The sequence below is a fragment of the Streptomyces odontomachi genome (genome assembly GCF_024435355.1).
Taxonomy (GTDB): Bacteria; Actinomycetota; Actinomycetes; order Streptomycetales; family Streptomycetaceae; genus Streptomyces; species Streptomyces odontomachi.
Genome location: NZ_JAMJWG010000003.1, coordinates 518,756 through 541,593 on the forward strand (window position 1 = coordinate 518,756; position 22,838 = coordinate 541,593).

16 protein-coding genes are annotated in these 22,838 nt (G+C 72.6%); 10 read left to right on the plus strand and 6 right to left on the minus strand.

The window, feature by feature from the left end:
* Window positions 1-63 precede the first annotated feature (63 nt).
* Window positions 64-1,005 carry a peptidoglycan-binding protein gene (locus tag NQO67_RS10215; protein ID WP_255949486.1) on the minus strand — a complete coding sequence of 314 codons (942 nt, stop codon included), beginning with the start codon at window positions 1,003-1,005 and terminating at the stop codon, window positions 64-66.
* Between the two features lie 238 nt (window positions 1,006-1,243).
* Here NQO67_RS10215 and NQO67_RS44205 point away from each other — a divergent pair, with 238 nt between their 5' ends.
* A complete protein-coding gene (locus tag NQO67_RS44205; RefSeq protein WP_255949487.1) occupies window positions 1,244-5,227 on the plus strand; it encodes an nSTAND1 domain-containing NTPase in 3,984 nt (1,327 codons plus the stop codon).
* A gap of 317 nt (window positions 5,228-5,544) precedes the next feature.
* Here the strand turns inward: NQO67_RS44205 and NQO67_RS10225 are convergent, their stop codons facing one another.
* Window positions 5,545-6,195 (minus strand): TetR/AcrR family transcriptional regulator, encoded by a 651-nt coding sequence (locus NQO67_RS10225; protein ID WP_255949488.1) that lies wholly within the window; start codon window positions 6,193-6,195, stop codon window positions 5,545-5,547.
* Between the two features lie 129 nt (window positions 6,196-6,324).
* Complete coding sequence (locus NQO67_RS10230; protein WP_255949489.1) at window positions 6,325-6,468, minus strand: hypothetical protein; 144 nt, start codon at window positions 6,466-6,468, stop codon at window positions 6,325-6,327.
* On the opposite strand from NQO67_RS10230, the gene NQO67_RS10235 reads away from it, so the two are divergent.
* The 3 genes from NQO67_RS10235 to NQO67_RS10245 all read left to right on the plus strand — a co-directional run bounded on the left by NQO67_RS10235 (window position 6,467) and on the right by NQO67_RS10245 (window position 10,942).
* Window positions 6,467-7,237, plus strand: a complete 771-nt coding sequence (locus NQO67_RS10235; protein WP_255949490.1) for an SDR family NAD(P)-dependent oxidoreductase — start codon at window positions 6,467-6,469, stop codon at window positions 7,235-7,237. The genes NQO67_RS10230 and NQO67_RS10235 overlap by 2 nt on opposite strands.
* Before the next feature lie 83 nt (window positions 7,238-7,320).
* Window positions 7,321-9,156 carry a flavin-containing monooxygenase gene (locus NQO67_RS10240; RefSeq protein WP_255949491.1) on the plus strand — a complete coding sequence of 612 codons (1,836 nt, stop codon included), beginning with the start codon at window positions 7,321-7,323 and terminating at the stop codon, window positions 9,154-9,156.
* 79 nt (window positions 9,157-9,235) lie between these two features.
* Entirely contained in the window at window positions 9,236-10,942 is a 1,707-nt protein-coding gene (locus tag NQO67_RS10245; protein WP_255949492.1) for an outer membrane protein assembly factor BamB family protein, read from the plus strand.
* A gap of 159 nt (window positions 10,943-11,101) precedes the next feature.
* On the opposite strand, the gene NQO67_RS10250 is transcribed toward NQO67_RS10245, so the two are convergent.
* The 3 genes from NQO67_RS10250 to NQO67_RS10260 all read right to left on the minus strand — a co-directional run bounded on the left by NQO67_RS10250 (window position 11,102) and on the right by NQO67_RS10260 (window position 15,230).
* The gene (locus NQO67_RS10250) at window positions 11,102-12,541 is read right to left on the minus strand and encodes a purine-cytosine permease family protein (RefSeq protein ID WP_255949493.1); all 1,440 of its coding nucleotides are present in this window, start codon (window positions 12,539-12,541) and stop codon (window positions 11,102-11,104) included.
* 113 nt (window positions 12,542-12,654) lie between these two features.
* Window positions 12,655-14,064 carry a peptidase C69 family protein gene (locus NQO67_RS10255; RefSeq protein ID WP_255949494.1) on the minus strand — a complete coding sequence of 470 codons (1,410 nt, stop codon included), beginning with the start codon at window positions 14,062-14,064 and terminating at the stop codon, window positions 12,655-12,657.
* On the minus strand, window positions 14,061-15,230 hold the full coding sequence (locus NQO67_RS10260) for a glycerate kinase (RefSeq protein WP_255949495.1): 1,170 nt from the start codon (window positions 15,228-15,230) through the stop codon (window positions 14,061-14,063). The genes NQO67_RS10255 and NQO67_RS10260 overlap by 4 nt, the downstream gene beginning before the upstream one ends.
* A 151-nt stretch (window positions 15,231-15,381) precedes the next feature.
* On the opposite strand from NQO67_RS10260, the gene NQO67_RS10265 reads away from it, so the two are divergent.
* The 6 genes from NQO67_RS10265 (at window position 15,382) to NQO67_RS10290 (ending at window position 22,830) form a co-directional block, all read left to right on the plus strand.
* A complete protein-coding gene (locus tag NQO67_RS10265; protein WP_255949496.1) occupies window positions 15,382-16,032 on the plus strand; it encodes a GntR family transcriptional regulator in 651 nt (216 codons plus the stop codon).
* Between the two features lie 649 nt (window positions 16,033-16,681).
* Entirely contained in the window at window positions 16,682-17,359 is a 678-nt protein-coding gene (locus NQO67_RS10270; protein ID WP_255949497.1) for a metallophosphoesterase family protein, read from the plus strand.
* A gap of 134 nt (window positions 17,360-17,493) precedes the next feature.
* Window positions 17,494-18,762: an ATP-grasp domain-containing protein gene (locus tag NQO67_RS10275; protein ID WP_255949498.1), complete on the plus strand. Its 1,269-nt coding sequence runs from the start codon at window positions 17,494-17,496 to the stop codon at window positions 18,760-18,762.
* Window positions 18,759-20,018 carry an ATP-grasp domain-containing protein gene (locus tag NQO67_RS10280; RefSeq protein ID WP_255949499.1) on the plus strand — a complete coding sequence of 420 codons (1,260 nt, stop codon included), beginning with the start codon at window positions 18,759-18,761 and terminating at the stop codon, window positions 20,016-20,018. The genes NQO67_RS10275 and NQO67_RS10280 overlap by 4 nt, the downstream gene beginning before the upstream one ends.
* Window positions 20,015-21,376 (plus strand): TldD/PmbA family protein, encoded by a 1,362-nt coding sequence (locus NQO67_RS44210; RefSeq protein WP_255949500.1) that lies wholly within the window; start codon window positions 20,015-20,017, stop codon window positions 21,374-21,376. Before NQO67_RS10280 ends, NQO67_RS44210 begins: the two co-directional genes overlap by 4 nt.
* Entirely contained in the window at window positions 21,373-22,830 is a 1,458-nt protein-coding gene (locus NQO67_RS10290) for a metallopeptidase TldD-related protein (protein WP_255949501.1), read from the plus strand. The genes NQO67_RS44210 and NQO67_RS10290 overlap by 4 nt, the downstream gene beginning before the upstream one ends.
* Window positions 22,831-22,838: the final 8 nt, after the last annotated feature.

The window sequence follows — 22,838 nt, forward strand, 5'->3', positions numbered from 1 at the left end:
GTGGGTTACCGGCCGGTGCCGCGGCCGGGCCCCGCAGGGCCCCGGCCGCGGCACCGGGGAGGGCTACGGGCGGACCAGGCCGTAGAAGGTGGAGGACGACAGCGTGTAGCTCTTGTTGTAGACGCCGACCTGGCTGGAGTTGCTGGGGTTCCTGGTGTTGCCGGAGATCACGTGCACGGTCGAGCCGCTCACCGACTCGACGACCCCGATGTGGTACCGGTTGGTGGCGGTGCCGAAGATGATCAGGTCTCCCGGCAGCGCCTCACCGAGCCGGCTGGTGCCGTACCAGCGGCCGTGGTCGACGGCCCAGTCGTAGACGTTGGGCACGTAGGTCATGAACGGGATGCCCTCGCCCGCGGTCCGCCAGACCCAGGTGGCGAAGGCGGCGCACCAGTCCGCGCAGATGCTGTAGGGCTTGCCGGGCACGCAGTTGCTGCCGTCGGCCCGCGTGCCGATCTCGCCCGCGGCGACGCTGACGATCTTCTGGCGCAGCTCGTCGGTGGCGTGGCAGCTCGGGACGACACGCTCGACGCCCATCGCCTGCATGGTTGCGGCGTCGGCGATGCCGCTCGCTGCGAGGCCGTGCCCGCTCTGGTAGCTCTTGACCGCTTCGGTGGTGGTGTCCGCGTAGGTGCCGTCGGCGGTGATCCCGGCCGCTGTCTGGACCTCCTTGACGACCTTGTCGAGGCCGCCCAGGGTCTCCGGGCCGATCACTCCGTCGACGGTGAGGCACTGGTCGGACTGGAAGGCCCCGGTCGCGTTCTCGGTCTGCGGGCCGGCGATCCCGTCGACGGTCCCGGCGTCGTAGTCCAGGCCGTTCAGATCGGTCTGCGCCAGTTTGATCTCGGTCACCGTGGCGGCGGACGCCGTGCCGGGAGCGGCCAGCATCGCCCCGGACGCGACGACGACGGCCGTTAAGAGCCCCGCCACGGCCCGCCCGGCCCGCCGCAACGGGGCGCGGGTTCTTATCGCCTGCCTGGTCGTGTGAAGGGAATCGATGGTCATGTCGCTGTACCTCCTCTTCCTGGTGGTCACCGTGGCCGCGCCGGGCGACGACACAGCCCCGCGCTCGAGGGCCGCGGCGGTGAGGTGATCCGGTTGTAGCGCACATTCGTTGTCCGTTGTCGGTGGCTGGACTGCCGGACAATGCGTTCGGACAATGGGCCGGACGACGCGTTCGGACCTTGAGCCCGACGACGCGTTCGGACCTTGAGCGGACGAAACCGAGCGATGGAGGCGGCCGGTGCCCCGTACCGAGCGGCGCCTGGACGACGACGGCCCGCTGGTGCGGTTCGCAGCGGACCTGCGCAGGCTCCGGGAGAAGGCGGGCAGCCCGCCCTACCGCACCCTGGCCAAGGCGGCCGGGTACTCCTCCACGACGCTGGCCGACGCCGCATCGGGCAGGAAGCTGCCGAGCCTGCCGGTCACCCTCGCCTACGTCGGGGCGTGCGCGGGCGACACCGAGGCATGGGAGGCGCGCTGGCACCGGCTCGCCACCGAACTCGCCGCGGCCGCCCCGGAGGACGCCGAGGACGCGCAGCCGCCGGGCGCCGACGAGAACGGGAAGTGCCCCTATGTCGGGCTCGCCGCGTTCCGCTCCGAGGACACCGCCTGGTACTTCGGGCGGGAGAAACTGACCGACGAGTTGTGCGCCCGCGTCCGGTCCAACCGGTTCGTCGTGGTCGTCGGCGCGTCGGGCTCGGGGAAGTCCTCGCTGCTGCACGCCGGGTTGCTGCCGCGGACGGCCGCCGGTGACCCGGCCTCGGGAGCGCCCGCGTGGCCGACCGTCCTGTTCAGCCCCGGCGCGCACCCGCTGCGCGAGTGCACCGGGAAGCTCGCGGCGGCGGCGCGCGGGAAGGACGGCGAGGCCCGCACGGACGGTGCCTGCATGGACGGTGCCCGCACGGACGGTGGCCGCACGGACGGTGGCCGCACGGACGGTGCCCGCACGGACGGTGGCGAGGTCCGTTCCGGTGGCGCCGACGGTGCCGGTGGCGCCGACGGTGCCGAGGCCGGCCTGGACACGGCGGCGCGACGGCTGCTGGACGGTCTGCCCGACGATGCCGAACTCCTCCTCGTGGTCGATCAGTTCGAAGAGGTCTTCACCCAGTGCGCGAGCGTGCAGGAACGGTCCGCCTTCGTCACCGCACTGGCCGCTGCCGCCGCGGCGCCCGGCAGCCGCGTCCGTGTCGTCCTCGCGGTCCGGGCCGACTTCTACTCCGAGTGCCTTCGCCACCCTGACCTCGTCGACGCCCTGCGCGACGCGCAGGTGCTCGTCGGGGCGATGTCCACCGACGAGCTGCGGCGCGCGGTGAGCCAGCCCGCGGTCACGGCCGCGTGCACCGTGGAGAGCTCCCTGCTCGCCCGGGTGGTGGCCGAGGCGAACGGGCGCGCGGGCGTGCTTCCGCTGGTCTCTCACGCCCTGCGCGAGACCTGGCGCCGCCGGCGCGGCAACACGCTCACCGTCAGCGGGTACGAGGCCGCGGGCGGGATCGCGCACGCCCTGGCCAACACCGCGGAGACGGTGTACCGGAGCCTGACCGCCGCGCAGCAGCGGCTGGCCCGCGGGATCTTCCTGCGCCTGGTCTCCCTCGGGCAGGGCGGCGAGGACTACAAGCGCCGGCTGGCCCGTGACGAGCTGGCCGCTTCGGCGACCCCGGTCCTCGACGCCCTGGCCCGTGCCCGCCTGGTCACCCTCGACACCGACACCGTCGAGATCACCCACGAAGCGCTGCTGCACGCCTGGCCGCGGCTGGCCGACTGGATCAGCGAGGACCGCGCCGGCCTGGTCGTGCAGCAGCAGCTCGTCGCCGCTGCCGCCGCCTGGGAGCGCGAGCAGCGCGACCGCAGCGCGCTGTACCGGGGTGCCAGGCTCGCCGTCGCCCGGGAGTGGGCCCGTTCGCACCACGACGAGCTGCGGTTGAGCACGTGGGTGCAGGCGTTCCTCGCCGCGTCCGTCCGGCACGAGGACCGCGGCGGCAGGATCCGCCGGGCGGTCGTCGCCGCACTCGCCCTGCTGTCCGTGCTCGCCCTGCTCAGTGCCGGTGTCGCCGTGCAGCAGCGGGCCTCCGCCCGGTCGGAGCGGGACAGCGCGGTCGCCGGCGAGCTGACGGCCGAGGCGGAGCAGCTGCGGGGCACCGACCAGTCCTTAGCCGCCCGGCTGGACCTCGCGGCGTATCGGATACGGCCGAACGCGGCGGCCACCACCGACCTGCTCAGCACCCAGAGCATGGCGCTGTCCACGCCGCTGACCGGGCACACGGGCACCGTCTACGCGGTGGCGTTCAGCCCCGGCGGGCACCTGCTGGCCACCGCGGGAGACGACGACACCATCCGGCTGTGGGACGTACGCGACCGGGTGCACCCCGCCGCGCTCGGACCGGCCCTGCGCGCCGGCAGCGGGCGGGTGTACTGGCTGGCGTTCAGCCCGGACGGTCGCACGCTGGCCGCCGCGGGCCGCGACCGGACCGTCCGCCTGTGGAACCTGACCCGGCCCGGCCATCCGACCGCGTGGGGGCCGCCGCTGACCGGCCACACCAGTTATGTGTTCTCGGTGGCGTTCAGCCCGGACGGGCGGACGCTGGCCAGCGCGTCCCAGGACGGCACGGTCCGGCTGTGGAACGTCGCCGACCCGGCCCGCCCCAGCGCGCTCGGGCACCCTCTCGACGCCCACGCGGGCCCCGTGGCCTCGGCCGCCTTCAGCCCCGACGGGCGCACGGTGGCCGCGGCCGGCCACGACCACGCCATCCGCCTGTGGAACGTCACCGACCCGGCGCACGCCCGCCCGTGGGGGCGCCCGCTGACCGGCCACACCGACACCGTGTACGCGGTGGCGTTCAGCCCGGACGGCCGGGTCATGGCCAGCGTCGGCAACGACCACACCGTGCGCCTGTGGGACGTCGCGCGCCCGGCGCACGCCAGGCGGCTGGCCGGGCCGCTGACCGGGCACACGGACACCGTGTACGCGGTGGCGTTCAGCCCGGACGGCCGGGTCCTCGCCACCGCAGGGGCCGACCACACCGTGCGGTTGTGGAACGTCACCGACCCGGCCCACCCCCTCGCGCTGGGCGCACCGCTCACCGGTCACACGGGGTACGTGTACTGGCTGGCGTTCAGCCCGGACGGCCGGACGCTGGCCAGCGCGGGCGGTGACCACACGGTCCGGCTCTGGGACATCCCGGGCACGGTGCTGCCCACGCCCAGCTTCGCCAACACCGTGGCGTTCAGCCCGGACGGGCGGGTCCTCGCGGGGGGTGGCACGGACGGCGCGATCCGGCTGTGGCGCGTCGGGAAGCAGGCGAGGCCCGTGGCGCTGGGGCCCGCGCTCACCGGCCACACCGACGCCGTCAACCGGCTGGCGTTCGGTCCGGGCGGCCGGGTGCTGGCCAGCGCTGGCCGGGACGACACCGTGCGGTTGTGGGACGTGCGCGATCCCGCCCACCCGGTGGCGCTGGGGCGTCCGCTCACCGGCCACACCGATGCGGTGTCCGCCGTGGCGTTCAGCCCGGACGGCCGGTTGCTGGCCAGTGCGGGCCATGACCGCACCGTGCGGCTGTGGGACGTCATCGACCCGGCGCACCCCCGCCTCCTGGCCCACCCGCTGACCGGCCACGCCAACGTCGTCACCGCGGTGGCGTTCAGCCCGGACGGCCGCACGCTGGCCAGCGCCAGCGCGGACGACACCACGCGCCTGTGGAACGTCGCCGACCCGGCGCATCCCAGGCGCTGGGGCGCGCCGCTGGCCGCGGGCTCCGGTGGGGTCCTCGACGTCGCCTTCAGCCCGGACGGGCGCACCCTGGCCACGGCCAACGTCGACCACACGGTGCGGCTGTGGAGCGTGGCCGACCCCGCCCGGGCCGCGCAGTCGACCAAGCCGCTGACCGGGCACACCAGCTTCGTGCTCTCGGTGGCGTTCAGCCCGGACGGGCACACCCTGGCCAGCAGCGGCGACGACCACACCATCCGGCTGTGGGACCTGGCCGACCCGGCCCACCCCACCGCGTTCGGCACGCCGGTCACCGGCCATCTCGCGCCGATCGACCAGGCGGTCTTCAGCCCCGACGGCCGGACGCTGGCCAGCGCGAGCGACGACCACACCGTCGCCCTGCGGGCCACCGCGCCCGACGACGCGATGGCCCGCATCTGCGCGACCACCGCCGGCACGCTCACCCGCGAGCAGTGGCCGCGCTACGTCCGGGGCCTGACGTTCCGCGAGACCTGCCCGTGACGTCCAGACGGTCGTCACCGGATACCTCCGAGGATGCCTTGGTCTTCAGGCGGGGGAGGAACTGGATTCCTGCGGAGCAGGGCAGGCGAAGGGGTTTCGCCGCCAGGGCGAAAGAGGGGAGTCGGTGGCCAAGTCCAAGGCAGTGCACATGCTTGCCAGTGCGACCGGCGAGAAGGTGACGTGCGGTCCGGCGCAGCTGGACAAGATGCTGACCGAGGCCCGCGCTTGGAGCCCTGGCGCCTGACGCCTGCCGCCTGACGCGCCCTGGCGCACGCGGGCACCCCGACGGCCCGGGTCCCGACCTGGGCTGTCGGGCGTCAGGTCCTGGAAGGCGCGGGAGCCTCCGGGGCCTGACCCGGGAAGAGATGGGCGATCATGCCCAGCGCACGCGTGACCGTCTCGCCGAACGACGTGCCCGCTGACGCGTCGGACCGCAGGGCCCAGTCCTCCACCCCGATGCGCAGCGCCGTGTTCAGGACGCCCGCTTCCATGCGGACCGCGAGGTCGTCGACGGGGCGACGGGTGCGGTCGGCGATGAGGGCGGCGAACGCGGCCTCGGCGTCGCGGTGCGCCTCCAGCCAGACCGCTCGCAGGCCCGGCTCGGTGCGGCAGAGCCGGACGAGGTCGCGCAGGGTGTCCGCGCGGTCCTCGAGGGCCTCGTCGTCATGCAGGCTTATGATCGCCTCGGCGAGCGAGCGGTCCCCCTGCCAGTCCTTCAGACGGTCGGCCAGCGCTTCCAGTCCCGTGGTGAGCAGGGGGCGGACGCACTCCTCCTTGGAGCGGAAGTACCGCCAGAGCGTGCGGGTGGACACCCCCGCGGCGGAGGCGATCTCGTCCGCGGTGGCCGCGGTCACGCCATGGGCGACGAAGAGCCTGACCGCCTCCGTGGCGATCTCCATGCGCGTCTCGGCACGCCGCCGCTCCGTCAACGGGGGGCGCCCCGTGGAGCCACCGGCCCGTCCGGCCATGTGCCCCTCCTCGACTTCCCAGGACAATCCAGTTTTGCGGCACTCTACGCCTATTTGTCGTCACGCGTCACTGCGTCGTTGCGGGCTTGTCTGTCGCATGAGGTCTCATTGGCGCAGTGCGTCTTTCTGTCACTCCGCGACAGAAACTAGTACGGTGAGGGCCGGCCGTGCCGAAGTGGCGAGCAGTCCAGGCGAGCAGTCGAGGACCAGCGCGGAGTCGAGAACGAGCACGGACGAGCACGGAGTCGAGAACCAGCACAGAGGAGCGCTCATGGGTGATACGGGCCTGTCGGGCAAGAGTGTCGTCGTCACCGGAGCCGCCTCCGGAATCGGTCGTGCCGCCGCCCTGCGGTTCGCCGAAGAGGGCGCGAAGGTCGTCGTCGCCGACCTGAACGCGGCCGGGGCCAAGGACGTCGTCGACGCCATCGAGTCGGCCGGCGGAACGGCCGTCGCCGTCACGGGCGACCTGAGCGACCGTGCGGTGGTCGACGGGGTCGTGGCCGGCGCGGTCGACGCCTTCGGGGGCATCGACGTCCTGGTCAACAACGCGGGCGTGATGGACAGCATGTCGGCGACCGCGGACGTCACCGACGACGAGTGGGAGCGGGTCCTGCGGATCAATCTCACGGCGCCGTTCCTGCTGACGCGGGCCGTGCTGCCGCACATGGTCGCAGCCGGCAGCGGGGCCATCGTCAGCACCGCGTCCGAGGCGTCCGTGCGCGGCAGTGCGGCGGGGACCGCGTACACCGTCTCCAAGCACGGTGTGCTCGGGCTCACCCGCTCCGTCGCGGTGATGTACCGGGACCAGGGCATCCGCGCCAACGCCATAGCGCCGGGCGGCACCCTCACCGACATCGCGACCGGCGTCGACATCGACCAGGACGCCCATGGGCCGGCCGTCGTCGGCAGGTACATGAGCAACATGGGCCGCCTCTCCGCACCGGAGGAGCAGGCCGCCGCCATCGTCTACCTCGCTTCCGACGCGGCGAGCAGTGTCAACGGCGTCGTCCTTCCCGTGGACAACGGCTGGGCAGCGGTCTAGCGGTCTGAGCCCGTCCCACCCACGCGGACGGTACGAGAACGAGTCGTAGCCGGAACAGAGACCGGAGTAGAGAAGGGACTCGCATGTCCACCCCCCACACGGCGTCGGAGCCGACCCCTCCAGAGCCCCAGCCCCAGCCCCAGGGCCTGGGCTTCGACCCGGAGGCCCTGCGCGAGCGGTACCGGGCCGAGCGCGACCGCCGGATCCGTCCTGACGGCCGGCGCCAGTACCGGCGTACCACCGGGGAGTTCGGCCACTTCGACGAGGACCCGCACGCCGGTCCCGCGGTTGCTCGGGAGCCGCTGGACGACCACGTCGACGTGATCGTCATCGGCGGAGGGTTCGGCGGTCTGCTGGCCGGTGCACGGCTGCGCCAAGCCGGTCTGGAGGGCATCCGGATCATCGAGAAGGGCGCGGACGTCGGGGGCACCTGGTACTGGAACCGGTACCCGGGGATCCACTGCGACATCGAGTCGTACGTCTACATGCCGCTGCTCGAGGAGGTCGGCTACGTCCCGAAGTGGAAGTACGCGCCGGGCGCGGAGATCCGCGCGCACGCACGGGCCGTCGCGGAGCACTTCGACCTCTACCGCGACGCCTGCTTCCGGACGCAGGTGACCGAACTGCGCTGGGACGGGACCACGGACCGCTGGCTCGTCGGCACCGACCGGGGCGACCGCATGAGCGCGCGGCACGTCGTGGCGGCGACCGGGCTGCTCAGCCAGTCCAAGCTGCCCGGGATCGAGGGGATCCAGAGCTTCAAGGGGCGGATGTTCCACACCAGCCGCTGGGACTACGACTACACCGGCGGCGACGCGACCGGCGGCCTGGTCGGACTCGCCGACAAGCGCGTGGCCCTCGTCGGCACGGGAGCGACCGCCATCCAGGTCGTACCGCATCTCGGGCGGGACGCGGAGCGCCTGTACGTGTTCCAGCGCACGCCCTCGTCGGTCGACGTGCGCGGGCAGCGCCCCACGGACCAGCAGTGGGCGGCGTCGTTGACACCCGGCTGGCAGCGGCGCCGCAGGGACAACTTCCTCGCGGTCGTCACCGGTGGTCGGGTGGACGAGGACCTGGTGGCCGACGGCTGGACCAGCAGTGCCCGGCTGTTCCAGAAGATCATCCCGAGCAACAACTACGCCGACCTCGCGCCCGAGGAGCGGGAACACCTGGAAGAGATCGCCGACTTCCAGAAGATGAACGAGCTCAGGGCCCGGGTGGACACCGTCGTCACCGACCCCGCGACGGCCGAGGCGCTCAAGCCGTGGTACCGCTACATGTGCAAGCGGCCCACGTTCAGCGACAGCTACCTGGAGACGTTCAACCGGTCCAACGTCACGCTGGTGGACGTCTCCGACCACGGCGGGGTGGAGCGGATCACCGAGCACGCCGTCGTGGCCGGCGGCGTCGAGTACGAGGTCGACTGCATCGTCTTCGGGACCGGATTCGAGGTCGGCGTCTCCGGGCTGCTGTCCGGGCGGCTCCCCGCGTACGGCCGGGACGGGGTCGCCCTGCTGGACTCCTGGAAGGCCGGCCCGAAGACGCTGCACGGGTTCTACAGCCGGGGCTTCCCCAACCTCTTCATGCTCGGGTCCACCCAGAGCGCCAGCTCCGTGAACTACGTCCACGTCCTGGACGAGCAGGCGACGCACGTCGCCGAGGTGATCGCCGAGGCGGGCCGGCGCGGCGCCCGGTGCGTGGAGCCGACGGCCGAGGCCGAGGCCGCCTGGGTGGCGACCATCCGTGAGAAGGCGGCCGACCTGCACAGGTTCCAGTCCGAGTGCACCCCCGGCTACTACAACGGCGAGGGCATGCCGCGGGCGCGGAGCGAGGCGTACGGCGACGGTCCGCAGGCGTTCTACACACTGCTCGGACGGTGGCGCGCGGACGGCGGCATGGACGAGGTCATGGTCATGTGACCCCGAGGGACGCGCACGCCCCGGAGCACCCCACCGCCACCAAACCCCATAGCCACCAGACCCGGACAGGGAGGGACCCATGCGGTCCAGCAGGTTCGACGACCTGGGGCGCCGCCGTCCCACCAGCGGGCGGTGGAACGCCGAGCGGCTCAACCCGCCCAGCCCGCTGTGGGGTTCCAACGGCGTGGCGTTCGGTCCCGACGGGCGGCTGTACGTCGCGCAGTTCCTCGCCGGGCAGATCAGCGCCGTGCACCCGGCGACCGGGGACGTCGAGGTGGTCGTGCCGATGGACAGCCCGGTGCAGTCGCCGGACGACCTCGCCTTCGGCGCGGACGGCTCGATGTACATCGCCGACCTGGTCCCCGGACGGGTCTGGCGCCGCAGCCCCCGGGGCGCGTACACCCTGGTCTCCGACGAGGTGAAGGTGCCCAACGGCATCACCTGCATCGGCGACCGGCTCTTCGTCAACGAGATGAAGATGAACGGCCGCCTGTTCGAGCTGTTCCCCGCGGGCGGCGACCCGGTCGTGCTCACCGACGGGCTCGCCCTCGGCAATGCGATGCAGCGTGGTCCGGACGGCTACCTGTACTACCCGCACATGGTGAGCCGGCAGGTGTGGCGGATTCCGCCGGACGGCGGGGTGCCCGAGCTGGTCGCCGAGGACGTGCACGACCCCGTCGCGGTCCGCTTCGACCAGGGCGGCGTCCTGAACGTGCTGTCACGCGGCCCGGAAGGCTTCGTGACCCGCATCGACCTGCACGGCAGCGGATCACGCTCGCTCGTCACCAGCGGAGTGGTGGGCCTGGACAACGCCGCCTTCGACGCGGAGAACCGCATGTTCGTCTCCAGTTTCGCGAGCGGCGGCATCACGGAACTGCACGCCGACGGACGGACCCGGCAGATCGTGCCCCGCGGCCTGGCCGGCCCCTACGGCGTGACGATCGACCTCGGCGGCACGGTCTACGCGGCCGACCACTACCGCGTGGCGCGCCCGGACGCGTCCGACGGCGGCGACGCGTCCGACGGCGGTGACGCATCCGACGGGACCGGCCCGTCCGGCCGCAGCGACGCGTCCGGCGAGACCGCTTCGGATGACGTGGCCACCGAGGTACTGCTGACGTTCAGCCATGGCATCGCCGCCGACGGCGGGCTGCTCCACCTCACCTCGCAGTACGGCACCGTGCAGAGCTACGACCCCGAGCGCGGGACCACGCGGGTCAGGGCGAGCGGGCTCGGCCGGCCGTTGGGGGTGGCGGTGCGGGCGGACGGCGCGCTGGTGGTCGCGGAGGCGGACGCCGGCCGGATCGTCGCCATCGACGCGGACGACACCGTCACCGTTCTGGCAGACGGGCTGGGCCACCCCGTGGACGTGGCCTTCGACGCCGAGCAGCGCTGCTACGTCAGCGACGACCGGCTCGGGGCGGTGCTGCGCATCGACGACGGACGGGCGGTGCCCGTCGCCGGGGGCCTCGGCGCCCCGCAGGGCCTGGCCGTCCGCGGCACCGAGCTGTTCACCGTGGACGTCGAGCACCGGAGGCTGTGGGCGGTGTCCCTGGTCACGGGGGAGCGCAGGGTCGACGCCGAGGACCTGGCGGTCGGGGTGCCGCCGGGGATCGCCCGCCGTGCCGAGCCCGCCCTGTTCGCGCACGGCATGCCCGGTCTCGCCGGCCAGTTCGCGGGCCTCGCCGCGGCACCGGACGGATCGCTCCTGCTCTCGGCCAACGGCGAGGGCACCGTGCTGCGCTTGTCGCCCGCGCCGCCTGACACCTCGGCAGCCGGCCGCTGACCTGGGAGGATCCCGGCGTGCGGTGCAGGCCGCCGCACGCGAGAACGCCCCTGCCGGCAGGGCAGGGGCGTCCTTCGGTTCCGAGCGGTCGTTCTGAACGTCCACTCTGAACGTCCACTCTGAACGGTCGTTCTGATGGTTGTTCGGAGCGGTGGGAGGTCAGCGCTCCGCCGTGCTGCCGGCCGGCGTCGTCTGGGACGGCTCGGCCGTGTGCGGGACCGCCGGGGTGTAGTAGCGGCCCTTGGTGGCGGCGGTCAGGGTGATGTGGATCAGCGGTCCGAGGATCATGGCCACGAAGGACGCGTACGCCTCCGGATAGACCCCCAGGATGCCCAGGGCCCCCACGACCACGGCGAGGCCGAGCGACGTGAGGCCGCAGGGGTTCCAGTCGCGCACCTCGTGCTCGCGGTACTCGATGTCCTCGGAGCGTCCCAGCTTGAGCAGGCGCCGGCAGACGAAGTAGTCGGCGAGGAGGATGAGCACCCAGGTGTTGGTGAGGACACCGGTGATCGCGAGGAACGTGCCGAGGTGGTTGATGACGTTGGTGGCGTAGAAGATGACGCCGAACAGCCAGACCGCGAACATCCACCAGGGCCGACCGGGCCGGAAGTGCGCGGCGACGTCGAACCCGCTGGAGAGCGTGATGGACCCGCCGTAGAGGTTCATCACGTTGATGCGGATCTGGGTGACGATGACGAAGATGACGCCGACGATGCCCATCAGGTGCACGAAGACGAAGCCGGGGTCCTGGGCCTTCTCGGCACCGATGGAGCCGATCAGGGAGGCTCCCAGGGTGGCGCCGAGGAAGATCACGATGAACATCGGGACGAGTTCGAGCAGCATGATGCTCGCGGTGCCGCGGTAGCGGATCTTGCGGCTGGCGAAGCGGCCGTAGTCGGTGGCCATCAGGCCCTGGAAGATCATCTGCCCGTTGGCGAAGCTCATCGCCGTCCACAGCGCGGCACCGCCGGAGGTGCCGGTGGCCTCCCAGCCGCCGACGCCGACGGCGCCGGGCCCCGAGCCGAGCTTGAACAGCGCCCAGATCAGCAGGCCGACGAAGATCGGGAAGCCCCAGGTCTGGAGGGCGGACATGGCGTACATGCCGCGCCAGACGAAGGCGATGGTGATGAGCCCGATGAGGGCGAAGATCCCGATACCGGCGAGGGAGCCGATGGGGATCTTGAAGTAGTAGGCGACCGCGTGGGAGACGATCGTGCCCTCGAAGAGGAAGTAGTAGATGAAGTTGACGGCGTAGATGAACGAGGTGAGCGCCGCTCCACGGCTGCCGAAGCCGAGACCGCGCGAGATGAGGCTCTGGGAGAGTCCTTCGCGGCTGGCCATCCGCATGGTCAGCGCGCCGATGAGGATGGCGCCGAAGAAGAAGTAGCCGATCGGGATCAGCATCTTCGGCCAGCCGACGAGGAAGGTCTGCTGGGCGCCGAAGGAGAAGAAGAACATCGCCGTGGCGTTGCCGAGCAGCACGAGGCTGATGGCCGGGATGGGCCAGCGCTTGTTCTCGGGGACGCGGTCGATCGCGTAGCTCTCGATCTGGTCGTCGAGTGAGGCCTCCGGTCCTCGGAACTTGCTTCTGAAGGACATGTGGTTCTCCTTGCCGGGTGGTGCAGGCGGTGCAGGCGGTGCAAGCGGTGCACGTAGTGCGGTGGGTTGTGTCGGAGGGGCGGGGCGGGGGCGGCTCGTGGCCGTCGGGTCCGTCAGGTGGTGGGTGGCGCCCAGCGGGGATCGACCGCGGTGCCGGGGTCGGCGCCGAACTCGTGGGCCAGCCGGGTGGCAGCCGCGGATGCCTCCGCGAGGCAGTCGCGGGTGAAGTCGGCCAGCTCCGCAGGGGCGTCCACCGAGGTCGGCAGCGTGTGTGACCAGCGCGTCTCCAGCTCGTCGAAGACCGCACGCAGCCGGGCCGCCCGTGCGGCGAAGTCACGGGAGGCCGGGTCCTTCGCGGCGTCGAGGAGATGCTGGAACCGCCACCACACCGACGCCGGGTCGTGCTGCGGCTGGCGGTGGTCGCGGGGATCCCAGGTGGCGCCGGGGGCGGTGGGGAGGGTGAGCGGGTCGGGAAGGGCGTCCGCCTCCAAGGTGATGGGCAGATAGGCGCCGGTGCACGGGGTGACCGGGCACCACCAGAGCGTCGTGGGACGTGACGTGTCGGTACTCAGCTCGACGACCAGGGACGCTGCGGTGTTGCCCCAGGTGAAGCCGGACGGGTGCTCGTGCATGCACAGGGTGTGGAAGTCGGGGCGTGCGGCGTCGAAGGACGGTCCGCCGAGGAAGCTGTCCTCCAGGTGGTCCCGGAGCACCCGCTTGGCCGTGTCGACGTCGATCCCGTGCGGTGCCGCGTCCGTGAGCAGCTGGTGGGAGCGGCGGCGCCGGATGTGTGACACCTGGAGCGGGGTGTGCGGGTCGGTGAAGGCGTCAGCGATGTCCAGCGGCCGGTCGGCCGGCCAGCCGTGGCCGGCGGCCGCGTCCCGCAGACCGGCGCTGGTGAGGTCGGCGTCGGTGCGGATGGTCAGTTCGTTGCTGATCGAGTCGGAGCCGTGGGTGAGGCGGCGGGCCGCCCAGTCGCGTCCCATGGTCTCCAGGACCCAGGCCTCGCGCGGGTCGGCGATGAGGAAGGAGTTGTCGTAGGCGCCTTCGACGTGCGGCGCACCGACGATGGCGGAGCCCCACTGGCCGTGCCGTTCGAGGAGGCCGGTGATGACGGACAGGGCTTCGCGCGCGGTGCCGCCGCGCTCCAGGCCGAGGCGGACCAGCTCCATGCCGAGCAGTCCGGCGGCCTGGGTGTCGCCGGCCTTCTCGCGGGCGACGGCAGCGGCCCAGGGGCGGGTGAAGACGGCCTCGTTGCCGATGGCGACCCGGTGCTCGTTGACACCGATCTCGTATCCCCAGCACCAGAAGGGCGCCGAGCCGATGTGCGCGTAGGCGGGGGCGTCGTCGACGGTGACGTAGGCGAGGTGGAGCGGGGCGCCGGCCGCGTGTGCGGGGTGGCGGCGCAGCGGCTGGGCCTCCCCGGCCGGGCGGTCGCTGTTCTTCCCGAAGACGACCGATCCGTTGCGGGTGGTGTCCGGCAGGGCGACGAAGGAGTCGCAGCTCCATGGGCGGATGATCACTGGGCAGCTCCGTTCCTGAGGGGTGCCGCGGGCCTGAGGTGCGTCTGGAGCAGGTCCCGGGTGGCCTGGTACACGAGGCGCCGGGTCAGCTCGGGATCGCGGGCGCAGCCGGGGTCGATCCGGTCCAGGGAGACGACGTCCGTGAACGGTGCACGCTCGCGTTCCTGCGGTCCCAGCCGGTCGCTGCCGACGATCGCCACGGTCCTGACGCCGAGCGCCGCGGCGAACTCGGCGACCGCGACGGGCGCCTTGCCGCGCAGGCTCTGCTCGTCCAGCCGCCCCTCGCCGGTGATGACGAGGTCGGCGCCGCGTATCTGGTCGCGCGCGCCCAGCAGGTCGAGGAAGACCTCGGCTCCCGAACGGATGCGCCCGCCGAGCAGCAGTCCGGCCCAGGCGAGCCCACCGGCGGCTCCGGCGCCCGGACGCGCACGGGCACCGCGGACGCAGAAGGCGTCCTCCAGCAGGGGCGCGCAGTGCGAGAGGGCCGCGGACAGCTGGGCGATCGTGCGGTCGTCCGCCCCCTTCTGCCGGGCGAACATCTCGGCGGAACCGTCGGCGCCCACCATCGGTGTGTCGACGTCGCACGCCAGCGTCAGCCGGGTGCGTGCCAGGCCGGGGTGGAGCGCCGAGGTGTCGACGCGTGCACACCGGTCCAGCGCCGCGCCGCCGGGCGGGAGGGCGCGACCCGTGCCGTCACGGAGGTCGAGGCCCAGCGCGCGCAGCATCCCGGTGCCGGCGTCCGTCGTGGCGCTGCCGCCGAGCGCGAGGGTGATGTCGTCGGCGCCGTCGTCCAGGAGTGCGGCGACGGCCTCGCCGACACCGAAGGTGCCGGCCTTGCGTGCGTCCGCCGGGGTGGGCCTGCGGGCGCCGAGGCCGCAGATCGCGGCGACCTCGACGATGGCCCGGCGGTCGAGCCGGGCGACCGGGGCGTGCACCGGCGCACCCAAGGCGTCCGTGGCGCGGACGACGACGGAGGACCAGCCGGCCAGCACCGCGGAGGCGACGCTGCCGTCCCCGCCGTCCGCGAGGGGGAGCGGGGCAGCGGTCACCCATGGCGACGTGTCGGCGACGGCCGACTCCATCGCCTCGACGAGTCGCGCCGCCGGCACCGTGCCCTTGAACTTGTCGGGTGCCAGGACGACCCGCCGGTGGGGCTCTACCTGCATGGACTCACGACCTCGATTCACGATCTCAGACGACCTCAGACCACCTCAGAAAATATTGTCCGGCAAGTTAACATGACGTATTGCCTGACTGTCTATGCTTCCCCGGGTAGTCTTCGCACACCGGCCTCACCCCCGACCCGGAGGGCCCCGCATGCCGATTCGGCTAGCCACCCAGTCCGTTGGCGACGCACTGGTCGCGTCGCTGCGCGAGCGGATCCTGTCCGACGGCATCCACCCCGGCCGTCCCGTCACGGAGGCGTCCGTCGCCGGCGAGTACGAGGTGTCCCGCCAGACCGCGAAGGCGGCGATCGAGCGGCTGGTGGGCGAAGGGCTGCTGGAGCGCACCGCGCACCGCAGCGCCCGCGTCCCGCTGCTCGACGAGGCCCGGGTCCTGGACCTCTACTTCGCCCGCGGCGTGATCGAGAGCAAGGCCTACGAGCTCCTCGCGGACCGGCGCCACCTGTCGTCCCAGGCGCTCGTCGCCCACCAGGCGTTCCGGGACTCGGCGCACGGCTCGGACGTGCCGGCGATCGTGCAGGCGGACGTGGAGTTCCACCGTGCGCTGGTCGACAGCCTGGCCAGCGAGCGGCTGTCCCGCGCGCACGACCTGATCATCAACGAGATGCGGCTGTGCCTGGCGCAGGTGCAGACCGCCCAGCTGCTGGACGCCGAGGAGATCGCCGACGAGCACCAGGGGATCGTCGAGGCGATCCAGGCCGGCGAGGCGACGCGTGCCGGGCGGCTCGGTCTCGAGCACCTCCAGCACGCCGAGTGCAAGCTGATGGAGCATCTGCGGCGCTGAGCGGCCGCGTACCGCCTCGCCGGCCCGGATCGCCTCGTGCGGCACGGCCGTCGGCGCCGCCGTCGCGCAAGCGGCCTGAACTTCTCCGCCGCCGCCGGCATAGCCGTGCCGTCCGTCGGGTAACGCCGAGTCAGCAAACGAAGACCCTGCCCGGCCCTTCGCCCCCGAGCGCGCTGCCGGAGGCAGGGGCTCCGGATCCACTGAGGCTGCCCTGAAAATGCCCTTTCAGGGCTTTGTTCGGGAAACCACCCGTCGTCTGCACGCCAGTCGTCAACAGGACACCCCTGTGCAGTGGAACTCTTGCTTACCCCGGAGTGAGGATTAGTCCCAGATGATCAGCGTCGGGGGGTCGATTTGTTCGGGTGCTCGGTGAGAAGTGATTCCATGCTCGCCGCGAGACGGCCAGCGCTGCGGAATCACGTTTCCCTGCTCCCGACCCTTCCAGTGGCCGGAACGTTCGACAGGCGTTGCCGTGCACCCCTGTCCGCGGCGGAATTGAGCGCGCTGCGGGTCGTTTCATGACCCCGCCCGGCTGTCCCGAATCCCCGGTGCCACGGGGTGGTCGGGCACCGTTCGAGAACGTCGTGACCAGTGACGTTACCGAGGTCGAAGAGGGTCACTTCCGGGGATCATGGAGGCGGAGCGCAGCATGGCCCGTTATGCATTAATTTCCGATCTCCATGGCAATCTGGAGAATCTCCAGGCCATTATGGAATCCGCGAGCGGTCGAGCCGATAAAATCTTCGTGACCGGGGATTACCTGGATGCGAAGGTCTCCAAGAAGAATATCGGGCAGCGCGCCGAATGGCCTCTTGAGGACGTGGTCGACGACAATCCAGCGCTCTGGGAAGTGCTCATCTCCGCATGCCGGCTCATACGCGGGAACCAGGAGGAGCGCATTGCCACCGCGCTCGGCGGGCAGGACGTCCCGCCCCTGCTGGCCCAGTTGCTCGGCACCGCGGCGGAGTGGGCCACCCCGACCACCAGGTTCGTGCACGGCCATCGCTTCACCTGGTTCCGGGAGGGCGACGAGCTGATGCACCCCGTCCTGGCGGAACCGACGGACCGGCCGGTCGTGGTCCACGGGCACAGCCACCGCAGACTGCTCACCTTCGGGCTCGGCGACCCCGGCGAGCCACCCCGCCTCCGCTTCGAGCCGGAGACCGGGCGGACGTACCAACTCCCCCAAGGCGAGCGTTCCTTGATCAATCTCGGTGCCGCCCGGGACGCCGCAGCGCACTGGGCCCTCTACGACGAGGAGGCCGGGACCGTCAGCTTCGAGACGGCGGCCGCCGCCATCGCCGTGCGAACCAAGGAGAGCCAATGAGTCCAGAGATCCCGGCGAGACCAGAGCCTCCGGCGAGACCTGAGCCTCCGACCAGCTCGTCCGGCTGGGGGTCCGGCCCGTCGCGGAGCGACTGTGGAACACAGAATCCACCGGGGAAAGGCGCTACCCACGTCATGGTCGGGTTCGGTGCGTTCCTGATGTCCGACCTCGACGAGCTGCTGCCGCCCGGCTCGCTGCTCGTCGTGGAGGAACCCGACGTCGTACAGGCCCGCGACATCGCCACCCGGGCCGCCGCACACCGCTGCTTCGCCGCCCTGGTCACGGCGCCCATCCACGACGAGGACGACCTGACGGCCGTGCTCGACTCCGTGCCGCGCCCGGACGGGGTGTGCACCGTCTTCCCCGGCGTCGAGTACGGCGTGTCGGCGGCTGCGGCGCTGGCCGACCGGTGGGGGCTGCCGGGCGCGGGCCCCACGGCCGCGCGCATCCTGCGCGACAAGGGGGCGTTGCGCGAGGCGGCCGACCGGGCCGGCATCCCGCAGCCACGCTGGCGGCGCGTCACCGGAGCAGCCGACGTCGCCTCGTTCCGGGACGAGTTCGGCGGACGGTGCGTGCTCAAGCCCGCGAACCGGCAGGGCAGCCTCGGGGTCCAGCTGATGGAGCCCTCCGACGACGTGGCCGAGGCATGGGCCCTGACGACCGGCGTTTCGGAGCCCCGGCTTCGCGCCCGGCGCGCGCTGCCCGGCACGTTCCTGGTGGAGGAGCGCCTTGACGGGCCGGAAGTCAGCGTCGAATGCGTGGTGTTCAAGGGACAGATCCTGTTCCGCAACGTCACCGCCAAGGACGTGCAGCCCGGACGGCATCCGGTCGAGGCGGGCCACCGGGTGCCCGCCGTGCTCCCCGAGGAGACCGACGAGTACCTCGCCGCGCTGATGACCGACCTGGTGGTCGCCACCGGCTTCGGCAGCGGGGTGCTGCACGCGGAGTGGATCCTGCGGGACGGCCGCCGGCCGCACCTGGTGGAGTGCGCCGGGCGGATACCCGGCGACAGCATCCACGAACTGATCGACCTGGCGCACGGGGGATCGCTCGTCGAGGACCTGCTGACCGTGCTCAGCGGCTCCGGCGAAGTGACGTCCCGCAGGCCCGGCCGGCACGCGGCGATCCGCTTCCTGGACCAGCCGCCCGGCACGGTCGAGGCCGTCTCGGGCGTCAGCGCGGCCGCGGAACTGCCCGGCGTCGTACGGGCCCACCTCGCCGACCTCGTCGGGCGCACCCTCCAAGCGGCCGCCAGCTCCCAGGAACGGGTCGGCTACGTCCTCGTGACCGGGGCCTCGGCCGAGCAGGCCAGGCAGCGTCTTGACGCGGCCGTCTCCGGCATCTCGATCACCACACGGCAGGCCCGGGACCAGGAACCCGAGCGGACCGGGAAGGACACATGAGCCAGCACATCCTCGTGGTCGGCAGCGGGCGGGACATCCCGGCCCGGGTCCGGGCCGCCGCACCCGGCACCCGCACCTCGGTGATCTGCCGCATCGAGTACCTGTCGCGGCTCCAGGAACGCGCCGAGCACAGCCGGATCCTCGCCGTGCGCGCGGAGGCGCCCGACGCCGAGTGGGTGGCGCTGGCCGCGGCGGCGCACGCCACGGACCCGTTCACCGGCATCGCCACGTTCGGCGAGCGTGACCAGGACCGCTGTGCCGTGATCGGGCGCGAGCTCGGCCTGGACACGCACACCCCGGAAACCGTCGCGCTGGTCCACGACAAGGAGGCCATGCGGGCCCGGCTGCGCGCCGCGGGGGTGGACCCCACCCCGTCGGCCACCGTCACCGGCCCCGACGACCTGCTCGCCTTCATCCGTGCGCACGGGCTGCCCTGCGTGGTGAAGCCGACCCATGGCTCCGCGAGCGTCGGTGTGGCGGTGGTGCACGCCGAGGCCCAGGCGCAGGCGGCCGTCGAGCGGGCCACCGGGGAGTACTACGGTCTTTCGGGCGCCGGAGCGCTGGTCGAGTCCTTCCACGCCGGGCCGCAGTTCAGCGTGGAGGCGTTCTCGGAAGCGGGCGAGCACCTGGTCATCGCCATCACGCGCAAGTACTCCGACCCGGTGCGCATGGTGGAGCTCGGCCATGTGGTGCCCGCCGAACTGGCGGACGCCGAAGCGCAGGCCGTGCACCGCTGCGTGCAGGGCCTGCTGGACGCGCTGGAGGTGCGGCACGGCGCCACCCACACCGAGATCGTGCTCACCGCGGCGGGACCGCGGGTGATCGAGACCCATCTGCGGATGGGCGGCGACGACATCCCCGCGCTGGTGCACACGGTGACCGGCGTGGACCTGGCCGAGTGCATGGCACGGCAGTGCGTCGGGGAGAGCGTGCTGCCCGGGATCCGCAAGAGCCTGGCCCAGGCACGCCCCGACCACGCAGCGGCCATCTGGTTCGCCGATCCACCGGCCACGGGCGTGCTCACCAGGGTCGACGGGGTGCCGGAAGCCCAGTCGGCGAAGGGCGTCGACGAGGTGCGGCTGCTCGCCGAGCCCGGGATGGTCTTCGAGGGACTCCAGTCGTCCGACTCGCGCCCCGCGTCCGCACGCGCCCAGGGCAGCACGGCCGACGAGGCGGTGCAGCGCGCACGCGGCGCTCTGGCCGCCCTACAGATCCACGTCCGGGCGACCGGGGTGACGACACAGGAGTGGGTGTGAGCAACGAGCTTCATCACGCGGCCGCGCTGCGCGAGGTCACCGTCGACCTCGGCGCCGGACTGCGCCGTCGGCTGCCCGCGGACTGCCGGGCCGTCTCGGGAGCCGTCCAGTCGTGGCACCGGCTCAGTGGCCGGTTCGCCGAGGGCCGGGTCAGCGACCTGAGCCTGCAACAGGGCCAGGCCACCGCGGCACGCTGGATGCTGGAGGACGGCTTCCGCCACCGGTCGGCGGCGGGGCTCGACCCCGCCGCCGTGCTCCCCGACGCACCGGCGAGCACCTCCCCCGCACCGTACGCGGTGGTCGCCGGGGACCGGCCGGCCTGGCTGGAGATCCCCGCCGTGCTGAAGACCCTGCGGGACGTGGAGGAGGCCGCGCGCGCCCACGACGCGAGCATCGCCCAGGTCGTCATCGACTTCGAGCTCAACGACCAGTCGATGTGCCTGGTGCGCGGCGCGGAAGAGGACCCGTACGACGAGCACCGGCTGCTGAGCTACCTGTCCATCCGGGTCATCGCCCGGCGTGGCGCACGGGTGTCGACCGGCTTCTACACCCCCGGCACCAGCGGCACGCTTGCCGGCATCGACGCACCGACCTGCGGCACCGAGGTCGCACGGCGCGCCGTCACCGGCCTCGACGCCCGGCCGGCGCCCATCGGCCGGATGCCGGTGGTGGTGGCCGGCGGCCGCGGCATGGTGCTGCTGCACGAGGCCTGCTGCCATCCCCTGGAGGGCGACGAGGTGGTGCGGGGCTCCGTCTACGCCGGACGCAAGGGGCAGATGATCGCCGCACCGCTGGTGACCGTGACCGACGACCCCACGGTGCCGGGCGCGGTCGGCACCTACCGGCACGACGACGAAGGCGTGCCCGGCACGCCGACCACGGTCATCGAGCAGGGCAGGCTCGTCAACTACCTGACCGACGAGGACTCGGGCGCCCGTCTCGGCCTCGGTTCGAGCGGCAACGGGCGCTGCACCACCGTGCTCGATCCACCGCTGCCGAGGATGACCAACACGTGCCTGGCGGCCGGCACCACGAAGGTCGCCGACATCATCGCCGACACCCCCTTCGGCATCTACGCCGAGCACGTCGGCGGTGGTGAAGTGATCGAGTCGACGGGCGAGTTCACCTTCCGGGTGACCAACGGCCGGCTGATCGAGAACGGCCGGCTGACCGATCCGATCGAGGAGACCACCATCGCCGGAGTCGGCAGCCAGATGCTCCAGGACGTCGACGCGGTCGCCGACGATCCGGCGGTCGGCGCCGCCAAGTGCGGCAAGTTCGGACAGTGGGTGCCGGTCGGCGTCATCGGCCCGACGCTGCGGGTCGGTTCGCTGCTGGTGGGAGGGACGGCACGATGACGACTTCGGACGCGACCCCGGCCGCGACGCCGGACGAGGTTCCCGCACCGGCCACGGCCACCGTGCCGGGCGGCACCCGGGCGCTGCTCGACGAGGCCGCCCGGGCGGGCGCCGACTGCGAGGTGTGGACGACGCGGCGGGTCCTCGAGGAGGTCGTCTGCCGGGCCGGCGTGGTGGAGCGCCGCAGCGACGTGGCGTCGGGCGCCACCGCGGTGACGGTGTGGGAGGAGGACGCCGAGGGGCGCAGGGAGGGCTATGCCGTGCAGGCGCTGCCCTTCTCCGCCGACCCCTCGATCGTCCGTACCGCCCTGGAGGTGGGCCGCGCCCTGCCGCACAAGGCCACCGCCCCGGGATCCGCCGGCACCGGGCCCGCCGGCTCTTCCGGTTCCGGCACCGGTTCCGCCGGCGCCGACGCGGGCGCGTCCGGGGACGCCGCGGCGCCGGTGCGCCCGGCGTGCGACGCCCGGCTGGACGAACGGCTCGTCGACATCGTGCGCAAGCTCAGCGAGAGCCCCGCGCACCAGGACGTCGAGCTGCGGGCCAAGGCGGAGCGCGCGACGGTGCACCTGCACCGCGCCGGTGCCGAGGCACGCCAGCACACCACCGGCCTCTTCCAGCTCCAGGCCCGTATCACCACGACCGCACCGTCCGGCGGCGTCGGCTTCATCAGCGACCAGACGTACGGCACCGACGCCGACGCCCTGCTCGACCAGGCCACCCGGCAGGGCCTGCCGGAACTGTGCGACCTCGCCGGTGTCCTGGCCGAGGCCCCCGCGGACGACGTCGACCACGACGACGTCCTGGTCAGCGGCTGGGTGATGGTGAAGCTGCTGAGCCTGGTGGTGCCGGCGTTCCTCCAGGACACGGTCGTCGAGGGGCGCTCCCCGCTGGGCGAGAAGGTGGGGCAGCAGGTCTGCGCCCGCGGCGTCGACCTGGTCGACGACCCGTTCGCGGCCGCCTACCCGCTCTCCGCGCCCTGGGACGACGAGGGCACCCCCACGCGCACCACGGAACTGGTCGTCGACGGCACGCTGCGCGGCTTCCTGAGCCACCAGCACAGCGCCGCGCTGGCCGGCACCCACAGCACCGGATCAGGCCGTCGCAGCGCGGGCGGCGAGATGCCGCGCGTCCAGCCGAGCCACCTGTCCCTGCGCCCGGGACCGCTGATCGGCCCCGACCCGCGTGCGGGCCGCCGGCTGCTGCGGATCGTCCAGGCCAACGGCGCGCACACCTCCAACGGCATCACCGGCGACTTCTCGATCGGGGCCAACGCGGTGCTGGAAAACCCCGACGGCACGCGCTGCAACGCCGGTAGCATCACGGTTGCCGGCAACGTGTTCGAGCTGCTGGGGAGCATCGAGGGACACGACGGTGCCGTACGGGCCAGCCGGTCACACACCACGTTCGTCACCAGCCCAGGCGTCTGGACCGAGGCCGTGGCGATAGGCCGCTGAGGGGCAGC